The sequence below is a fragment of the Polaribacter sp. IC073 genome, assembly GCF_007997075.1.
Lineage (GTDB): Bacteria > Bacteroidota > Bacteroidia > Flavobacteriales > Flavobacteriaceae > Polaribacter.
Window position 1 is genome coordinate 201,951 of sequence record NZ_VORS01000009.1, and the last position, 19,956, is coordinate 221,906.

General features: G+C 31.0%; 18 protein-coding genes. 9 read left to right on the plus strand and 9 right to left on the minus strand.

Annotation, left to right across the window (positions count from 1 at the left end):
* The first annotated feature begins 91 nt into the window (after positions 1 to 91).
* From ES045_RS14075 to ES045_RS14105, 7 genes are all read left to right on the plus strand, one after another.
* Positions 92 to 3,130 (plus strand): tetratricopeptide repeat protein, encoded by a 3,039-nt coding sequence (locus ES045_RS14075; RefSeq protein WP_223267262.1) that lies wholly within the window; start codon positions 92 to 94, stop codon positions 3,128 to 3,130.
* Positions 3,130 to 4,878, plus strand: coding sequence for a TonB-dependent receptor (locus ES045_RS14080; protein WP_189663112.1), 1,749 nt, complete (start codon positions 3,130 to 3,132; stop codon positions 4,876 to 4,878). The genes ES045_RS14075 and ES045_RS14080 overlap by 1 nt, the downstream gene beginning before the upstream one ends.
* A 38-nt stretch (positions 4,879 to 4,916) precedes the next feature.
* Positions 4,917 to 5,633, plus strand: a complete 717-nt coding sequence (locus tag ES045_RS14085; RefSeq protein WP_147116914.1) for a hypothetical protein — start codon at positions 4,917 to 4,919, stop codon at positions 5,631 to 5,633.
* Between the two features lie 190 nt (positions 5,634 to 5,823).
* Positions 5,824 to 6,186 (plus strand): MauE/DoxX family redox-associated membrane protein, encoded by a 363-nt coding sequence (locus ES045_RS14090; protein WP_147116915.1) that lies wholly within the window; start codon positions 5,824 to 5,826, stop codon positions 6,184 to 6,186.
* Between the two features lie 17 nt (positions 6,187 to 6,203).
* Positions 6,204 to 7,820 (plus strand): amidohydrolase, encoded by a 1,617-nt coding sequence (locus tag ES045_RS14095; RefSeq protein WP_147116916.1) that lies wholly within the window; start codon positions 6,204 to 6,206, stop codon positions 7,818 to 7,820.
* 36 nt (positions 7,821 to 7,856) lie between these two features.
* On the plus strand, positions 7,857 to 8,306 hold the full coding sequence (locus tag ES045_RS14100) for an FKBP-type peptidyl-prolyl cis-trans isomerase (RefSeq protein WP_147116917.1): 450 nt from the start codon (positions 7,857 to 7,859) through the stop codon (positions 8,304 to 8,306).
* 129 nt (positions 8,307 to 8,435) lie between these two features.
* Complete coding sequence (locus ES045_RS14105) at positions 8,436 to 9,074, plus strand: TonB-dependent receptor plug domain-containing protein (RefSeq protein WP_147116918.1); 639 nt, start codon at positions 8,436 to 8,438, stop codon at positions 9,072 to 9,074.
* Between the two features lie 14 nt (positions 9,075 to 9,088).
* On the opposite strand, the gene trpA is transcribed toward ES045_RS14105, so the two are convergent.
* The 9 genes from trpA to ES045_RS14145 form a co-directional block, all read right to left on the minus strand.
* Positions 9,089 to 9,856 carry a tryptophan synthase subunit alpha gene (gene trpA, locus ES045_RS14110; RefSeq protein WP_147116919.1) on the minus strand — a complete coding sequence of 256 codons (768 nt, stop codon included), beginning with the start codon at positions 9,854 to 9,856 and terminating at the stop codon, positions 9,089 to 9,091.
* Positions 9,857 to 9,866: 10 nt separating this feature from the next.
* The gene (locus tag ES045_RS14115) at positions 9,867 to 10,643 is read right to left on the minus strand and encodes a DUF3050 domain-containing protein (RefSeq protein WP_147116920.1); all 777 of its coding nucleotides are present in this window, start codon (positions 10,641 to 10,643) and stop codon (positions 9,867 to 9,869) included.
* A complete protein-coding gene (trpB, locus tag ES045_RS14120) occupies positions 10,643 to 11,827 on the minus strand; it encodes a tryptophan synthase subunit beta (protein WP_147116921.1) in 1,185 nt (394 codons plus the stop codon). Before trpB ends, ES045_RS14115 begins: the two co-directional genes overlap by 1 nt.
* 57 nt (positions 11,828 to 11,884) lie before the next feature.
* Positions 11,885 to 12,592: a phosphoribosylanthranilate isomerase gene (locus ES045_RS14125; RefSeq protein WP_147116922.1), complete on the minus strand. Its 708-nt coding sequence runs from the start codon at positions 12,590 to 12,592 to the stop codon at positions 11,885 to 11,887.
* An 87-nt stretch (positions 12,593 to 12,679) separates the two neighbouring features.
* Positions 12,680 to 13,468 (minus strand): indole-3-glycerol phosphate synthase TrpC, encoded by a 789-nt coding sequence (trpC, locus tag ES045_RS14130; protein WP_147116923.1) that lies wholly within the window; start codon positions 13,466 to 13,468, stop codon positions 12,680 to 12,682.
* Between the two features lie 93 nt (positions 13,469 to 13,561).
* Positions 13,562 to 13,735, minus strand: a complete 174-nt coding sequence (locus ES045_RS16465) for a hypothetical protein (RefSeq protein WP_189663113.1) — start codon at positions 13,733 to 13,735, stop codon at positions 13,562 to 13,564.
* A 1-nt stretch (position 13,736) separates the two neighbouring features.
* Positions 13,737 to 14,726 carry an anthranilate phosphoribosyltransferase gene (gene trpD, locus ES045_RS14135; protein ID WP_147116924.1) on the minus strand — a complete coding sequence of 330 codons (990 nt, stop codon included), beginning with the start codon at positions 14,724 to 14,726 and terminating at the stop codon, positions 13,737 to 13,739.
* A 73-nt stretch (positions 14,727 to 14,799) separates the two neighbouring features.
* Positions 14,800 to 15,375, minus strand: coding sequence for an anthranilate synthase component II (locus ES045_RS14140; protein ID WP_147116925.1), 576 nt, complete (start codon positions 15,373 to 15,375; stop codon positions 14,800 to 14,802).
* Positions 15,376 to 15,583: 208 nt separating this feature from the next.
* Entirely contained in the window at positions 15,584 to 16,975 is a 1,392-nt protein-coding gene (locus tag ES045_RS14145; RefSeq protein ID WP_147116926.1) for an anthranilate synthase component I family protein, read from the minus strand.
* Between the two features lie 431 nt (positions 16,976 to 17,406).
* Between ES045_RS14145 and ES045_RS14150 the strand changes: the two genes are divergently transcribed.
* Both ES045_RS14150 and ES045_RS14155 read left to right on the plus strand, forming a co-directional pair.
* Positions 17,407 to 19,251 (plus strand): leucine-rich repeat domain-containing protein, encoded by a 1,845-nt coding sequence (locus ES045_RS14150; protein ID WP_147116927.1) that lies wholly within the window; start codon positions 17,407 to 17,409, stop codon positions 19,249 to 19,251.
* 187 nt (positions 19,252 to 19,438) lie between these two features.
* A complete protein-coding gene (locus ES045_RS14155; protein ID WP_147116928.1) occupies positions 19,439 to 19,837 on the plus strand; it encodes a hypothetical protein in 399 nt (132 codons plus the stop codon).
* Positions 19,838 to 19,956: the final 119 nt, after the last annotated feature.

Here is a 19,956-nt window from a genome sequence, read left to right on the forward strand (position 1 = left end):
TTTTTGACTAGAATTGCAATATTATTTTGTTCCCCTACCCAACAAATTAAAAAATTGTTCGTTAACTATTATTGAGAATAAAAATAAATATATGAAATTTCATTTTTTAAAAAAACTGATTCTTTCTTTAGCTCTTTCTTTTGCTGCAATGAACTCTTATTCGCAGCAAACAATTGCAGATGCAACAGATTTAACAGCGTATAATAATGCGTTGAATTTATACAATACAAAAGCGTATGCTGCTGCTCAAAAAACTTTCGAAAGCGTTCTTAAGAAGGCTTCTACTGGTTCTAATTTAAAAGCCGATGCTTCTTATTATGACGCTTTGTGTGCTGTAAAGCTAAATCAACCAGATGCAGACAGCAAAATACTTTCTTTTGTTGAAGAAAACCCTAACAGCAATAAAAAAAACACTGCTTTTTTTACTGTAGCAAATTATTATTTTGCAAATAAAAAAGCTGCTTATGCTTTAAAGTGGTTTCAAAAAGTAGCTGCAGATGAGCTTTCTAAAAAAGATCAAAAAGAACTCAACTTTAAAATGGGATATTGTTTTTTAGTTACCAAAAACTTAACTTTAGCCAAAGCGCGTTTTCTTCCTTTAATTAATGATGCTAAATATGGAAACGATTCTAGGTATTATTTTGGCTTTATTTCTTACAAATTAGAAGATTATGGTGTTGCAGAATCCACTTTAAAAGAAATTGCAGATAACGAGTCTTACCGAGCAGAAATTTCTTACTATTTGTTAGACATAAGCTTTAAAGCGGGTAAATTTGAGCGCTGTATCGCTGTTGGTCTAGAATTATTGCCAACATTAGATAAAAAATTTACTTCAGACGTTTCTAAAATTATTGGAGAGAGTTACTTTAATCTTAAAAAATATACTGAAGCCATTCCTTATTTAAAAGGCTACAAAGGCACAAAAGGAAAATGGAATAACACCGATTTTTATCAATTAGGATACGCATATTACAAACAAAACGATTATGAAACTGCGATTAATAGTTTCAATAAAATTATTGATGAAAAGAATAAAGTTTCTCAAAATGCCTACTATCATTTAGCCGAATGCTATATAAATTTAGATAAGAAAGCAGCTGCTTTGAATGCATTTAAATCTGCTGCTGAAATGAATTTTGATAAAAACATACAAGAAGATGCTGCCTTAAGTTATGCGAAATTAAGTTATGAAGAAGGCAATCCTTTTCAACCCGTTTCAGAGGTTTTACAAAACTACTTAAAAGCCTATCCGAAATCTAAAGCATATAAAGAAATAAATGAATTGGTGGTTTCATCATTCTTAAATCAGAAAAATTATGAAGGAGCTTTAACGTTTTTATCAGAAAAAAAATCCGAAGAAAATATAGCGTTAAGTTTAGAAGTTTCTTTTTACAGAGGAATTCAATTATTTAATAAAAATGAATACCAAGATGCGCTTTCTTATTTTACAGAGGGTAAGAAATCTGAATATTTAGAAATTAAACAAAAATCGCACTATTGGGAAGCTGAAACTACTTATAGATTAGAAAATTATAGAGAGGCATTAGCAAAATTTATCCTTTTAAACTCATCTCTAAAATTAGATAGAACAGATGATTTTGTTTTTATCGATTATAATATTGGTTACAGTCATTTTAAATTAAAAGAGTATGAAAAAGCGGTTGCTGCTTTTTCTAAATTTCTACAAAACAATGCGCTTTCAGATCCCATAAAATATGATGCTTTAATTCGTTTAGGAGATAGTTATTTTGCAACAACAAATTATAGAGATGCCATTACTACCTATAAAATAGTAAGCAATCATTTGAATTTCGGTGCAGATTATGCGGCATATCAAATAGCAATGAGTTATGGTTTTATAGATGACAATGAGGCAAAAATAGTTTTTCTTAAAAAAGTACTTAATGAGCACCAAGTTTCTAACTTAAAAGATGATGCTTTATACCAACTTGGTAATACATACTCGAAATTAAAAGATCATAAAAACGCACATATTGCTTATGATAGATTGGTAGAGAAACATCCTAAAAGTGTATTCTTATCGCGTTCTTTATTAAGACAAGGTTTGTTATATTTTAATGATAATGAAAACATGCAATCTTTAATGAAATATAAAGATGTGGCAGCAAGGTTTCCTAATTCTCCAGATGCTTTGGAAGCTGTTGCCAATGCAAGAAATGTTTATATAGAAGAAGGAAGTTTAGAAGATTACGTAAATTGGATTGCTACTTTAAAATTTATAAATGTTACCAATTCCGAATTAGACAACACCACTTTTGCAATTGCAGAAAAAAAATATATAACCTCTAAAGTTGGTGAAGAAATAATTGCAAGCCTTCAAAAATATCTTAGAGAATTTCCTGAAGGATTGCATCAAATAAAAGCAAATTATTATTTAGGAGATGTTTTCTTTAAGGTTAAGGAATTTAAAAAAGCAATAACTTATTATGATTTTATAATTAATGGAGATCTCTCTGAATATACTGAAGAATCTCTAAACAAATTGTCTCAAATCTATTTAAAAGAGGGCAACTTTAATGAAGCACTTCCGCTTTTAGATCGATTAGAACAAGAAGCTTACGTTTCAGAAAATATCCTTTTTGCGCAAAGTAATTTAATGAAAGGCTATTATGAGACAGAAGCTTACGAACCTGCTATAGTATACGCTAAAAAAATATTACAAAGGGATAAAATTGATACTACAATAGAAAATGATGCCAAAACAATTATTGCGAGGTCTTCTATTAAAACAGCAGATTTTAATACTGCAGAAGCATATTATTCTGAAATAGAAAAAACGGCAAACGAAGAATTAAAAGCAGAGGCTTTGTATTACAACGCCTATTTTAAAAATCAGCAAAAAGAATATGAAGCGTCTAATAAAGTGGTTCAGAAATTAATTGCAGAAAATGCTACTTATAAATATTGGGCTGTAAAAAGTTATGTGGTAATGGGTAAAAACTACTACGGTTTAGATGATGTATATCAAGCAACTTTTGTGTTAGAAAATGTAATAAAAAACTTTAAGGAGTTTAAAGACATTATACAAAGTGCACAAATAGAGCTAGACAGTATCAAGAAAAACGAAGCAAAAACAAACAATTCGGTAACTCCAGAAAAACAGTACTAATGAAAAAAGGTTTTCTTATTTACATTATTTTAATCGGTATTTTTTCTGCCAATGCGCAAGAAAAAAAGAGAGATACTATTGTAAAAACAGCGGTTGTAAACGTGGTAACAAAATACAATCCTGAAATTGCAGATGCTAAAAAGATAAAAAATAATCCCGCAATTAAGTTGCTAAAAAAAAGTGAAAAGAAAAAATTAAAATACACTATTTCCTCTGCGCCCGTGGCTTCTACATTTACACCTCAAACAGGGGTTGCAAAAGAGATTAATGCTGGTGTAAAAGAAAGGATTTACAATAATTACTTGGCTGCTGGTTTTGGTAATTATGCAAGTCCTTATGCAGAGTTATTCATCTATAATAACACTCGTTTTGACAATGAATTTGGTTTGCATGCTAAATATAACGCTTCAGATGAGAATGTTAAAAACACCCTTCTAAATAGTAGTTTTTTAAATTTTAATGCTACTGCTTTTTACAAACAAGAAACAAGAAGTTTTGATTGGAAAGTAAGTTTAGACACCGAAAGAAATAATTACAATTGGTATGGTTTGCCTCAAGATAAAATTTTCTTAGAAAATGTAATCAATGCAATTGATGAAGAACAGAATTACAACTATTTTAAATTAGCCGGAAAGTTAGAGTTTTTAGATTCTTACATTGATTTTGGCGAGGTTTCTGCCTCTTATTTTACAGACAAATATAACAGTTCAGAAGTAATCGTAAATTTTGATTCGAAATTAGTTTTTCCTTTAGATTTCTTAAGTAACAATCTAAACGAAATTTCTGTAGAAACCGGAGTAGAGTTCTTGCAAGGCTCTTTTAAGAAAAGCTATGACAATGCTGGTGAAATAAACTACAATCAAATTACTGTAAAGATAATACCAGAATACACGCTCGAATATTTAGACTTCTCAATGAAAGCCAGTTTAAGAACTTTTGTTTCATTAGACCCAGAAAATGATGCTACTAATTTCTTCCTGTTTCCAGATTTATTTTTGCAGACAACCGTCTTAAAAGATTATATAAACGCTTATGGTGGTTTTACAGGGAATTTAGAAACCAATACTTATAAAAAATTCACAGAAGAGAATCCGTATGTTTCACCAACTTTGTTTATCACACAAACGGCAGAGACGTCAAACTTTTTTATTGGTGTAAGAGGAAATATTTCAAGAGATCTTAGTTATAATATTAAAGTAAGTACAAAAAAAGAAGAAGACAAACCACTTTTTTTAAGAAATAATTCTAAATCTAATGGAAATATTACCGGTTTTAAAGGGTATGAATACGGAAATTCTTTCAGCATTTATTATGATGATGTGAACTCAACTTCAATTTTTACAGAAGTTGAATATATTTTTGATAAAAACCTAACCTTCTCTACACAAATTAAATATGACAATTACAGCACTACAAATGCGTTAGAAAGCTATAATTTACCAAGTTTACAAGGAGCACTTTCGGCAAAATATAAAGTAGAAAAATGGTATGCAACCGCTGCTATTTTTTATGAAGATGAACGTAAAGATGTTTTATATAATGCAACGTTTCCATCAAGTTTACAAGGTGTAGAAACTTTAGATTCTTTTGCAGACGTAAACTTAAATGGAGGTTATCATTTTAATGATAAGTTTTCTGCTTTTTTAAGACTAAATAATATATTGAATACAAAATACCAACGTTTCGCTAATTTTGATATGCAAGGTTTTCAAGTTCTAGGAGGAGTTACTTATAAGTTTGATTTTTAACAAGCTATCAATAATTAAACATTTTAATTAAATTACTTATGTTATACTACTTCATTATTGGCTTACAAGCATACTGCCTATTCCATGCGTATAAAAACAGAAATAGTTATTATTGGTATTTTATCATCTTTTTTATTCCGATACTAGGTTGTATTGTATACTTAATTACCCAAGTTATCAATAAAAAAGAGGTGAGTTCTGTAGCTTCTGAAATTACAAATATTGTAAATCCTACCAAGAGAATTAACACTTTACAAAAGGAGTTGACCTTTTCTAATACCTTTCAGAATAAAATAAATTTAGCAGATGCATATCTAGCAAACAAAGATTTCGAAAATGCAATTCTTCAATATGAAAAAGCTTTAGAAGGTAACTTTAAAGACGAACCTTATACGCTAAATAAATTAATTCTCTGTTATTTTAAAACGAAGAACTATGACAAAGTAATTTCATATTCGGAAAAAATAAATTTAGAAAAAGATTTTAAAGACACGATCTATTTTTACGGACTAGCACTAGAACAAAAAGGTTTTTCCGAAAAAGCAGAAAATGAACTTTTAAAAATTGATAAAAGGTATTCTAATTATAAAGAAAGACTTTCTTTTTCTGAATTTTACATTCGCAATAATAAAAAAGAGAAAGCGAAAGAACTCTTACTAGAAATTATTGATGAATTAAAATCGATGTCTAAAGAAAACTATAGAAAACACAGCTCTTTATATAATGAAGCTACCAAAAAATTAAATGAAATGTAAAAAATAGTCTTTCTCATTTCCTTTTTGTAAATTTAAAGCGAACTAAACGCTTCACGCATGAATGTATTTCTACTTCCATATTTTTATACTACTAAAACAAAAAGTAAAATTAAGCGACTTTCTTCCGAAGTAAAAACAGATACATTATATAATAAGGCTTTCAATTTTAATTTGATGATATCTTAACTTCATGGAAACCACCATACTTTTTTTAAGAGTTTTATTCGGAATACTTTTCTGCTTTGCAGGAATTATGCATCTTATAAAACCAAAGATATTTAAGCACTTTATTCCTGAATTCCTACCAAAACGTACTATTAACTATATCTTTGGTGCTATTGAATTCTTTTTAGGATTGGGTTTATTTTTCTCTGGAACAGTACAAAATGCCGCAACGGGAATTTTTATTTTAATGATTATTTTTCTACCAATTCATATTTGGGATGCTACTAAAATTAGACCTGCAATTGGCTCTAAAAAAATTGCTTTTATTAGAGTTCCACTTCAATTTTTATTAATGTATTGCGCTTATATTATTTACAAAAACTCATAAATAAAGAATCTTAAAAAATGAATAAAATACTTTTATACTCAACCATTATACTTTCACTTCTTTCATGTAGTAAAGAAAAAGTAGATTTAATTGTAATTAATGCGAACACTTACACAGTAAACAATAATTTTGATAAAGCAGAAGCTTTTGCTGTAAAAAACGGGGTTTTTGTTGCTGTTGGTAAAAATGAAGAAATTACAGGAAAATATAACGCTACCTCAACAGTAGATGCCAATAAGCAAACTATTGTTCCTGGTTTGATTGATGCTCATTGTCATTTTTATGGTATGGGAATGCAACAACAAAAAGTTTCTTTAGAAGGCACTAAAAGTTATGATGAAGTCTTAGAAAGACTTGTTGCTTTTCAGAAAGAGAAAAATACTACTTTTATTACAGGTCGTGGTTGGGATCAAAACGATTGGGAGGTTAAAGAATTCCCTACTAAAGAAAAGTTAGATATTTTATTTCCTACAATTCCTGTGGCGGTAAGAAGAGTCGATGGGCATGCGTATTTAGTGAATCAGGCTGCAATTGATTTGGCTGGTATTACAAAAGACACCAAGGTTTCTGGTGGCGAAATTATTGTTAAGAACGGAGAAATGACTGGTGTTTTAATTGATGCTGCTATGGGGTTTATAAAAGTACCTAACGAGACAAAAAAAGAAGCAATTCAAGGTTTATTAGATGCCGAAAAAACAGCTTTTTCTTATGGCTTAACTACTGTTGATGATGCTGGTCTAGGACAAAACACTATAGAGCTAATTGATAGTTTACAGCAAGCAAGTGCTTTAAAAATGAGAGTATATGCAATGGTTTCTGCAACACAAAAAAACCTAGATTACTATATAAATAAAGGAATTATAAAAACAGACAGGTTAAATGTGCGTTCTTTTAAAGTTTATGGTGATGGCGCATTGGGTTCTAGAGGAGCTGCAATGCGTACTTCATATTCAGATAGAGAAAATCATTTTGGTGCTTTCATTTATGCTCCAGAGAGATATCAAGAAATTGCAAAACAAATTGCCGCTTCAGAATACCAAATGAATACGCATGCAATTGGAGATTCTGCAAATACTTGGATGCTAAAAACCTACAAAGAGGTTTTAAAAGATGCTAAAAACAGACGCTGGAGAATTGAACATGCACAAATAATTTCCGAAGAAGATTTTGATCATTTTAATAATATTCTACCCTCTGTGCAACCAACACACGCAACTTCAGACATGTATTGGGCAGCAGATAGAATTGGTGAAAAAAGAATGAAAGGTGCGTATGCTTTTAAAGATTTATTAAATAAATATGGTAAAATTGCTTTGGGAACAGACTTCCCTGTAGAGAAAGTAAATCCGTTTTTAACATTTTACGCAGCAACTATTAGAAAAGACGTTGACAATTATCCCGAAGGCGGATTTCAAATGAAAAACGCTTTAACAAGAGAAGAAACCTTAAAAGGAATGACAATTTGGGCTGCATATTCTAATTTCGAAGAAGATGAAAAAGGCTCTATTGAAGTTGGTAAGTTTGCCGATTTTGTGATTTTAAATCAAGATATTATGCAAGTTAAAGGAAAAGAAATTCATAAAACAACAGCCGTTTCAACTTATTTAAATGGAGAAATGGTTTATTCTAAATAACCTGAGTATATTCGCTTAAAATTAAAAAAAACTCAAATGAAATCGTACCTATTTGCTTTTTTCTCTTTACTAATGTTCGCTTCTTGTGCTAGTGATAATTCAAATTTCAATCCACAAACAGAAGCTGATATTGTTAAATATATAGAAGACAATGACCTTAACGCAACCAGAACCAATTCTGGCTTGTATTATGTAATTAACAACGAAGGTACAGGAACTAGACCAAGCAGTGCCTCTAATGTTACCGTAGCATACAAAGGATATTTTTTAGATGGAACTACTTTTGATCAAAGTAGTGCAAATGGCATTGCTTTCGGGTTGAATCAAGTTATTCGTGGTTGGACAGAAGGTATTCCTTATTTTAAAGAAGGTGGAGAAGGCATTTTATTAGTTCCGTCTAATTTAGGCTATGGAATAAATGGGCGTGGAAGTATTCCTGGAGGAGCCGTTTTAGTTTTTGATATCAAATTAATTAGTGTTAATTAAACCGAAAGTATCATCACTTGAAAATAATATTTACTTTTTTTTAACACAGAACCGTTCAACAATTAGAGTAATAATACATTAAATTTGGTATAATTATTGATTCTTTTTAAACTCAAACAAAAACTTACTATGAAAAATATTTTAAAAGTAATGCTAGTATTATTTACTGTGACTGCTGCAAGTTCTTCATTTGCTCAGAAAAAAGTAAAAATAAAAATTTCTGGTTTTGTTAAAGATTCATTAAATAGACCTATTGAAGATTGTGTGATATTTATCGACAATAAAAAACAAAATAAACAAACAAATAGAAAAGGTTATTACTCTTTAAAGCTAAGAAAAACACCTAAAGTAATTACTTTTTATGCACCTAACTATGGGCTTACTGAGGTAGATTACAACAACTCAAGAAACATAGATGTTACTTTTAATAAAATGAGTTCTAAGTTAAAAGTTAAATTTGCTGCTTTAAATAAAGAAGAAAAAGAAAACCCGAATAGATTTAGATATGCTAATATATATGCCTATTTAAGAGGTCGCGTTTCAGGTGTACAAGTATTTCCTAACAATACAATAATAATTAGAGGCACATCTAGTTTATTAGGCTCAAGTGAACCTTTATTTGTATTAAACAATGCTGTTATTAGTAAAAACAATATAGAATCTATTAACCCAAGCGACATTAAAAGCGTCAGAGTTTTAAAAGGTTCTGAAGCTTCTTTATACGGAGTTAGAGGTGCCGCTGGAGTTATAAAAATTACAACTTATTAATTGCAATTTTATGCTTAGGAAATAATTGGCTTTATAAAATTATTAATTTTATCAACGCCATTGCTTCCTAAGTATTTTATAAAAGCGGATCCTATAATGGCTCCGTTAGCATACTTACAAGCGGTGTTAAACGTTTGCTTATCAGAAATACCAAAACCTATAATTAGTTTACTTTCTAGATTCATTCCTTTTATTCTTTCAAAATATGCAATTTGCTGATTAGAAATTTCTCCCTTAGCGCCAGTTATAGACGCAGAAGCAACAACATAAATAAATGCTTTCGTAAAAGAATCTATCTTTCTAATTCTCTCTTCAGATGTGTGAGGTGTAATTAGAAATACGTTTGTAATTCCGTAGCTATCAAATAACGCTCGATAATGATTCTCAAATTCTACCATTGGTAAATCTGGAATGATTACAGTATCAATACCACAAGCTACACATGCTTTACAGAATTTATCTTCACCATACTTTAACAACTGATTTAAATACCCCATTAAAACTAAAGGAGTTGTATTCGTTTCTTTGATAGTACTTAACTGCTCAAAGATTATATCTAAATTAATTCCGTTTTCTAAGGCTATCTGACTACTTTCTTGAATGGTTGGTCCATCTGCTATAGGATCTGAGTACGGCAAGCCAACCTCAATAAAATCGACCCCGTTTTTTTCTAAGGATGAAATTACTTTAGTTGTATCTTCTAACTTAGGATATCCACTAGTAAAATAAATGGATAATAAATCTTTATCTTTTTTCTGAAATAATTCTTGGATTGAATTCATATCAATAATTTTAATTTCTATTCATTATTTGTCGCTCAATTGAACTCCATAAGTTCATTCTAACTTGCAACGCTTTTTTAGCCGTTTCTAAAACTTCGTTCCACTTTTCTGCATCACTTCCACATAATTCTTCAATCATTTTTAGTGATAAAGGTCCATGCTCATCTCCGTCTAATTCAATGTGTCTCTTTAAATAATACGTAAAGCTATCGTACGATTTTCTGTTTTCTAAGGATGCTTTCTCAATAATATTAATAAACATATCTGGTATTACATCTTCTCTACCAAAGGTAAATGCAGCAGCAATTAAATGATTTTTATTTGTTTTTATAGTCTCAAATGTAAAGTTTAAAAATTCTTTTACTGCCGTTGGAACTTCTAAGTTTTCTAGGGGCTTTTCAATTGAACCATTTCCCCTTAGCTCATTAATGAAGTTATTAATATTAGCTGTTTTTGCTCCCACCTCAAACATTGCTGTTAAATACATTTCATAATGACTTTTAATCACTCCATTAGCGTCATAGTCACTTTCTTCTGCAACAGTAATTTCATTAATAAAACGAGCTAATTCCGCGTTTTTAACAGGAACCCATGGAATAGAAACGCAGGTTAAATTAATTTGTAAAGCTTTTAAAAGCGACATAAAGTCCCATACGGCAAAAACATGAAGCTCCATAAAAAGCTGCACATCTTCTAAAGTATGTAGCTTCTTATATAAGGAATGGTTTTTTAATTCGTTTCTTAAACCAAATAATTCTTTTTCAATATGTACGATATTACGATTCATTATTCGTCTAAATGTTTAATATACGTTTCTAAATCTTTATCTCCTCTTCCAGATAAATTCACTACCACAACTTGGTCTTTCTTAAACTTTATTTTTGATAAAACAGCCAACGCATGTGCTGTTTCTAAAGCAGGAATAATTCCTTCTATTTTTGTTAATTCATAAGCTGCTGCTAAAGCTTCTTCATCTGTTGCATTCATAAACTTGGCACGTTTACTTTCATATAAAAATGCATGCAAAGGTCCAACTCCAGGATAATCTAAACCAGCAGAGATAGAATAAGGTTCTACTATTTGGCCGTATTCATCTTGCATTAAAATGGTTTTACTTCCGTGAATAATTCCAACCTCTCCCAATTGAGAAGTTGCAGCACTTTCACCAGAATTTACTCCTAAACCAGCAGCTTCTACAGCAATTAACTCTACATCTTCATCATCTAAATAATGATAAAAAGCACCAGCAGCATTGCTACCTCCACCAACACAAGCTATAATTGTATCCGGATTTTCTTTTCCTGTTTTCTCCTTTAATTGCCATTTCATTTCTTCTGAAATGATAGCTTGTAAGCGAGCAACCATGTCTGGGTGTGGATGTGGACCTACCACAGAACCTATTAAATAAAAAGTATCTGGATTCTGAATCCAATATCTTATCGCTTCATTCGTAGCATCTTTTAAGGTTTTAGAACCACTTGTAGCAGGAACTACTTTTGCCCCTAACATTTTCATTCTAGCAACATTTGGTGCCTGACGAACAATGTCTTTTTCTCCCATAAAAACAGTACATTCTAACCCCATTAAAGCACAAACTGTTGCCGTTGCAACACCATGCTGGCCTGCTCCTGTTTCTGCAATAATCTTCGTTTTTCCTAATTTCTGAGCAATTAGAATTTGACCTACCGTATTATTTACTTTGTGCGCTCCTGTATGATTTAAATCTTCTCGTTTTAAATAAATAGTAGCGCCATATTTTTCTGATAAACGTTTGGCCAAATACAACGGTGTGGGTCTGCCAACATAATCTTTTAATAAAGATTTGTATTCTTTTTGAAACTCGTCTGACTCGATAATTTGAATGTAATTATCCGCTAATTCTTTCACGTTTGGATACAATAATTCAGGGATAAATGCACCTCCAAATTGTCCGAAATAGCCATTTTTGTCTGGGTGAAATTTTGATTTCATATTTTATATAATTCTGTCATTGCGAGGAACGAAGCAATCTCTTAATAAATTAGCAGGTTACTTCACGCTGTTCTTAATGACGTTAATTTTAAACTTCTTTAATTCTTCTATATTCTTTTTGCCTGGTGCAGTTTCAAATTTACTATTTACATCTAAAGCATAAATTGGTAAATTTAATTTCATTATTTTTTGTACTTCCTCAACGGCTTCCAATCCAATTCCTCCACTTAGAAAAAATGGTTTTTCAAAAGGATATTTTTCTAAAACTGTCCAATCAAATTTTGTTCCGTTCCCTCCTCTTTCTTCTCCTTTCGTGTCGAACAAAAAGAAATCTACATGCGCTAAATAAGGCTTTAAATCATCAAAATTGAATTCATCTTTAATTCCGAAAACTTTAATAATTTCAACTTCGTTATCAGCAATATAATGCTGGTTCTTTTTCTTCTGTATCTGTTTATTTTCTTCAATAAATAAAGCCCTTCTTTCTGCTAGCTGCTTTTTTAAATCTCTCACATACTCCACAGACTCATCGCCATGTAATTGAACGGCATCTAAACTGTACTCCTCTACTAAAGAAATTACAATCTCTGGATATTCGTTTACAAAAACACCCATTTTTTTGATAGCTTTTGAAAGCTCTGGAATAATTCCTTCAAAATTTCGTTTTGACTTTTCATAGAAAATAAATCCCAAATAATCTGGCTGCAGTGCTGCAACTTCTTGGATATTTTCTACATATTTCATTCCGCAAACCTTTAGTTTCATACCGAAAATGATTTAATCGTTTAACTCTTTTTACTCAATCTTTAGAAACTGCCTTTTACACAATTTAACAAGTACACAGTTACACTTTTATCTAATCTGACTTATAAATTCCTGACAAGCTTCTCCTGGATTTTCCGTTTTCATAAAATTTTCTCCAATTAAAAAACCTTGAAAACCAAACTCTTTTAATCCTGTAATAATTTTCGGGTCAGAAATTCCACTTTCAGAAACTTTTATACAAGTATCTGGTATTTGACCAGCTAACTTAATAGAGTTTTCTAAATCAACTTCAAAAGTGTTTAAATTTCTATTATTAATTCCAATAATTTTATTATCTAAATTATTAATTTTATCTAAATCTTGCTGCGTGTGCACTTCATACAAAACCTCCAAACCTAAATCTGCTGCCAAGTTTCCGTAGTTTTTTAATTCTTCGGAAGTTAAACAAGAAGCAATTAATAAAATAACATCTGCTCCGATTGCTTTTGCTTCTACAATTTGAAAACCGTCAACAATAAAATCTTTTCTTAAAATTGGTTTTTGTTGATTGATGATTCTCGCCTCCATCAAATCTGCCATCGAGCCTCCAAAAAAAGAAGTATCTGTTAAGATTGATTGTGCAGCAACGTTTGCATCTAAATATCCGTTAGTAACCTCCGCAATAGTTGCCTTGTCGTTAATGATACCTTTGGAAGGTGATTGACGCTTAAACTCTGCAATAATACCTGTAGAACCAACTTCTAATAAAGATTTCTTTAGTGAAAAAACTTCTCTTGCAAAATTCGGACTTTCAACTAATTTTTTGATAGGAACTTCTGCCTTTATCTTTGCTATTTCCTTCTTTTTAAACGCGATTATTTTATCTAGTATTGTCATTTCTTATATATTCTGTCATTGCGAGGAACGAAGCCATCTGTTCTTTTAACTTAAAGATTTCTTCAGTCGTTAATTCTTCGGAATGACAACTTTTTATTTATTATTTATTCTTTTATTTCTATAGCTCAAAAAAAAGTAAACGATAACTCCAACGATTAATCCAACAATAGAATATTTAATAATATCCCCTACTTGAACTCCAATTGCTGTTCCCATAAAAAAGAATGCAGGTATGATTGAAATTAAATTACTTTTCTTTTTTGCCATCTTAAAGACTTACTAATTTATCTAATGTTTGTTTCGCTTTCAACCCAAAAAGTGACTCTTTTGCTTCTTCAAAAGCAACATCAAAACTTTTTGTTTCGTTTACAATAGTTAACGCAAACGCAGCATTTGTTAACACCACATTGTTTTGTGCTTCTGTACCTTTTCCTTCTAAAATCGATTTAAAAATCTTCGCGGCATCTGCAACAGAGTTTCCTCCAAAAATTTCTGATTGCTGAATTCTTTTCTGTCCTAAATCTTCTGGATTTATAATTTGTTCTCCGTTTTTAGTAAAGAACTTGAACCCGCCTGTTAGGGAGATTTCATCATACCCATCTAATGCATGAATAATTCCGTAATTGCTATCTTCTTCTTGTAAAATGTAATTGTACAAACGTGCAATTTCCAAATTAAAAGTTCCTAACATGTGGTTTTGGGGTGAACTTGGGTTTACCAAAGGACCTAACATATTAAAGAATGTTTTTAACGCCAATGCTTTTCTTGTACCACTAACAGCTTTCATTGCTGGGTGAAATTTAGGAGCATGTAAAAAGCAAATATTTGCTTTCTCTAAATGTTCTCTTAAAACGCCTTCATCATTGGTAAAGTTGTACCCGAAACTTTCTAACATATCTGAAGAACCAGACTGAGAAGACACCGAATAATTACCGTGTTTTGCTACTTTTTGTCCGGTTCCTGCCACGATAAAAGAGGTTAAGGTTGAGATATTGAAAGTATCTTTTCCATCACCACCAGTGCCAACAATATCAATGGTGTTATAATCTGATACGTCTATTTTTATAGCCAATTCCATTAACGCATCTCTAAAACCAGCCAGTTCTTCTGCTGTAATAGGACGCATCATAAAAACAGTCATAAATGACGCTAAATGTGCGTCATTGTATTTCTCTGCAGCAATATCTTTTAAGATTTGTTTTGCTTCAGGTTTAGACAATCTTTCGTGCTTATATAATTTGTTTAAAATTGTTTTCATAATTCTTACTTATCATTGTGAGGCAAGAAGCAATCTCATCATTAAAAGATGGCTTCGTACCTCGTACTGACGTTTATTTATTCGCATTAATAAAATTCCTTACCAATTGCTCTCCAACATCTGTTAAAATAGATTCTGGATGAAACTGAACTGCAGAAATTGGAAATATTTTATGCTGAATGGCTTGAATTAATCCATCTTCATCTCTTGCGGTTACTTGTATTTCTTCTGGAAAACCCTCGTCTGTTGCTACCCAAGAATGGTAACGTGCTGCTAAAAATGTTTCTGGAACCTCTTTAAAAATAATTGCGTTTTTATCTGTTACTTGCATTTCTGTAGCAACACCATGAAAAACATCTTCTAAATTGATTATTTTTCCTCCGAAAACTTCTGTAATTGCTTGTAAACCTAAACAAACTCCAAAAATTGGTTTTACACCTGCATAGGTTTTAATTACCTCTTTTAAGATTCCTGCTTCTTCAGGAATTCCTGGTCCTGGAGATAACATAATCATATCATAGTTTCCTACAGCTGCAATACTGATTTCATCGTTTCTAAAAACTGCAGGAAAATTTCCTGTAATTTTCTCTACCATGTGCACCAAATTATAGGTAAAAGAATCGTAATTATCTAAAATTAATATTTTCATTTTTTTTCTAATTGTCATTGCGAAGCAAATTTTTCATTTGCTGTGGCAATCTGTTATTAAATGAGAGATTACTTTACTTTGACAAACTCTGCACAAACTCTGTAAACTCCTAATAATGACTTAATACTCACTTTTGCGTTAGGGATTGAAACGGCATACTTTTTTCTTTTTCGGAAAAAAGATATAGTGGAAAGCCCGCTCGAACGCCCTAAATATTCTCTGCTAAAATTAACGCTTTATTTAATGCTGCTAACTTATTATTTACTTCTTGTAATTCTTTTGCTTCGTCGGAATGAATTACGATTCCTGCACCTGCTTGCGAATACAAAACGTTGTTTTTACTAACAAACGAACGGATGGCAATCGCTAAATTTACAGAACCATCTAAACCGATAATTCCGACGGCACCACCGTAAAAGCCACGGGTTTGATTTTCGTATTTGTTAATTAGTTCCATTGCTTTGTATTTTGGTGCACCACTTAACGTTCCGGCAGGAAAAGTGTCTCCAACAATGGCAATCGGATTTCCTTTAATTTTTCCTCTAACCGTAGAAACCAAATGAATAACGTGGCTAAAATATTGCACTTCTTTAAATACTTCTACCGTAACTTTATCGGCATGTTTGCTTAAATCATTTCGCGCCAAATCTACCAACATTACGTGTTCTGCCGTTTCCTTTTTATCTTCGGATAATTTTTTACCCAACTTTAGATCTTCTGCTGTATCACCCGTTCTTCGAAACGTACCAGCAATCGGGTTGATAGTCGCTTTTCCGCCTGATATTTTAATCTGTGCTTCTGGTGAAGAACCCATTAATTTGAAAGAACCGTAATCGAAATAAAATAAATAAGGCGACGGATTGATAGAACGCAACGCTCTATACACATTGAACTCATCTCCTTTAAATTTTTGTTGAAATTGGCGTGATAATACCAACTGAAAGACGTCTCCTCTTTTACAATGCGTTTTTGCTTGTCTTACATATTCTTTAAACTCTTCTCCTGTAACATTTGAAGTTTCCTCTCCTACGGTTTCAAACTTTTGTGTATTGAATGCTTGTGCATCAATAATTGTTTGCACCTCTTTAATGCGAGATTCCGTTCCTTCTTCAATATTCTCTATCAAGGTCATTTCATCATTAAAATGATTGATCGCAATAATAAATCGGTAGAAACTGTATTGCATTTCCGGAATCGCAGAAGGTGCTTTCTTGTTTGTGAATTTAATGTTTTCGAAATATTGAACAGCATCAAATGTTGAATAACCATACAAACCGTTGAATGACTTTAATTCCGCAGGACAGTCTAAATCAATAGAATTTGTAAACTTATCGAATAACTGATAAAAGTTTTTGTTAATGGCCTGTGCATCAATTTCTGCCCCTTTATGAGTAACAGAAAACTGATCATCATCTACTTTCATCGTAACAATTGGTTCTACAGCAATATATGAGAAACTTTCTTCTTTACTATGATAATCTGAACTTTCTAGTAATAAAGTGTTGGCGTATTTGTCTCTAAAACGCAAGTACAAACCTACTGGTGTAACTGTGTCTGCAATCTTTGTTTTATGAATTGTTTTGAAATTTATTTTTTTCATGATGCTATTATCTCATTGCGAAGCAAGTTTTACGTTTGCTGCGACAATCTGTTTATATAAAGAGATTACTTTGTTGTAAACTCCTTGTAATGACGTTTATTAAAAAACGAAAAGGCTTATCGTGAGATAAGCCTTTTTTATATTTATTACATATAGGTTTAATTCTCACTTATAAATTAAGAGAGTTCCACCACCAAGATATGTTTTGTGTATTTTTCATTGAGTTACAAAAATAAGGTAGATTTTTAAATTGAGCAACCTTTAATTTGAATTTATTTATAATTTACTGAAGTACCTTTTTGAAAATACAACTATTTATAGATAGAAAGTGATTTGTGTAACTTAAGTGAAAAGAGTAACTTATGAGTTATAAACTATATGTGGTATATCTACAATGATGATATACTTGTGTTGGCTGTAATTTAAACAAAATGAGAAAATTCATATTATTATTTATCACAATTATATTTTTTGGAAGTTGTCAAAAAGATGACGAAAACATTGAGAATCAAGAGCCTCCTTTTTTAACTAACGCTGGAAGCGATTTTTTTAATGTAGATGAATTTGAGGTCGATTTAAATGCAGATATATTGAAATCAAATGAAAGTGGTATTTGGACAATTTACAGTGGATTAGTTGATGAAAAAGTTTTCTTCGATGATGATAAGAATCCAAAAACTATTTTCCACGGACTTCCTGATGAAGAATATAAATTGGTTTGGAGTTTAACAAGTTTAGGAAAAACAGCTACTGATACCACAACAGTTACCTTTGCTCCTTTAAAAACAGAAATCATAAATACTAGTCCTGAATTTTATAAGTCTAGATTATTACTTGAAGCAAAATATTATGACAAAGGAGAATGGACTTTTGAGGGCGATTATCATTCATTTTATCCATTTTACTATAATTCAGGATGGGAAGATATAAATTCTCCTGCAATAAGATTCTATGGTTTAGAAAATAAAACTTGTAAACTAACTTGGACAACTTGGTATGGAAGTAAATCAGCATCAACAACAATCACATTTAACGCTGGTGAGTATCAACAAGATGAAGCTCTTGAGGATTTAAATGCTAGTGAATGGAGATATAAAAAAGATAATAATGGTAACGTTATTGAATTAAACATGAGTGCAGATGGTAGAGGGTGGATATTTAGAGACATAAATCTTTTCCCTGCATTACAATCACTTATACATCTAAAAAAACTAGACCTTTCTGGAGATGGTTTTTATGTTTTTCCAGAAGTTATAACCTCAAAATATCATGATTTAGAAGTACTTGACATGGCTCATAATGCAATAAGTAGTTTGCCTGAAAATTTTGGTAACTTATCAAAACTTGAAACTTTAATTATTTACAACAATCAAGATAGCAAAGTACTACCTTCTTTACCAGATAGTTTTGGTAACTTAACAAAAATGAGATATTTAAAGCTATCAAGTATGGGAATAAATAATATTCCTGAAAGTTTTAGCAATCTAACCGAACTGAATTATTTAGACCTCGAAGGCAATATACTAAATAAATTACCTGACAATTTTGGGAATTTGAAAAAACTTGAAACTTTAAGAGGTCCTGCATTGCTCCAAAATATTCCTGAGTCATTTTCTAATTTAGAAAGCCTAAAATTTTGTTTTTTCTTTATAAATTCTGGGCAGGCAGCATTACCTGATGATTTTGGGAAACTTACTAATTTAGAAACTTTATGGTTATTTGGAAATTATCAATCTTTACCAAATAGCTTTGCAGATTTGGCTAGCCTCAAAGATTTGGAAATTACTGGAGGAAGTGCAATAAATCAGTTGCCAGATAACTTCGGTAATTTAATCAGTCTCGAAAAGGTCAGGATTGCTGGAAGTTTTTTGACTTTGCCAAATTCCTTTACTAACCTTACAAATTTAAAAAGCCTACAATTACATGGAAGTTTAGAATACCTTCCTACAGATTTTGGAAATTTGAAAAATTTAGAATGGTTATCGATAAATAGTATGAACCTAAAAGAAATACCTGACAGTTTTGGAAACTTGGAAAGCTTAAAAACTTTTAAAGCATACCAAAATGATATAACTACAATCCCAGACAGCTTTGGTGATTTGCCTAAAATTTCTGAAATAGATTTGAGCTATAATAATATTAGTCTATTTCCGTCAACTATGATCAACTTATCGGATACTCTAAACGATTTGACAATACGAGGAAATGACTATTCCGATGATGAGTTAAACTCTCTTAAGCAAATGTTGCCATCAACAAGAATAATAACGAATTAAAAACTACAGCTAACACCTTATAAAATTAATTGCTGGTTTTAGCCCTATTTACGAAAGTCCAAACGGACTTTATTGGTTCGTGGTTTATATACTAAATTAGTTGCTTAAAACACGCAACTAACCTTATACAACAACGTTGGTAGCCATTTGACAGATGTACTTTCCTGAAATAGGTTGACTAAAAATTATGAATGTTTTAAAAACTTTAAGAAAACCATATTTTGCAATGTTTCTTGCTTCACTAATGTTATTTGCATCTTGTAGCCAAGATAACATATCAGAAGATTTAGTAACACAAACATTAGAAGAGTATTTTGCTAAGCATATTGAACTAACATCGAAAATGGCTGAATTAAAGAATTCAGTTGATTATGATGTTATTGATAAATTAACAAAATTGCAAAATAAATCAGAAAAAACTTCAGATTTAAAACTTAGTTTAAAAAATGAAAATATTGAAATTCCTGATGAAATATTTGACCTACAACTAAAAATTATTGAAAACACGAGAATTCTTTATAATAACCCTAAATACAACTCTCTTAATCAAGAAGATTTTTTATCAATAATTAAGGTAGTGGAGTAGCTAATAAATTTGTGACTATTTTCTTAAGCTACTTTTTTAATAATTCCTCTCAATTTTATTTCCATTTCTAGCGGTGAGAGATATCCTAAACTAGAATGTAATCTTTGGGTATTATACCA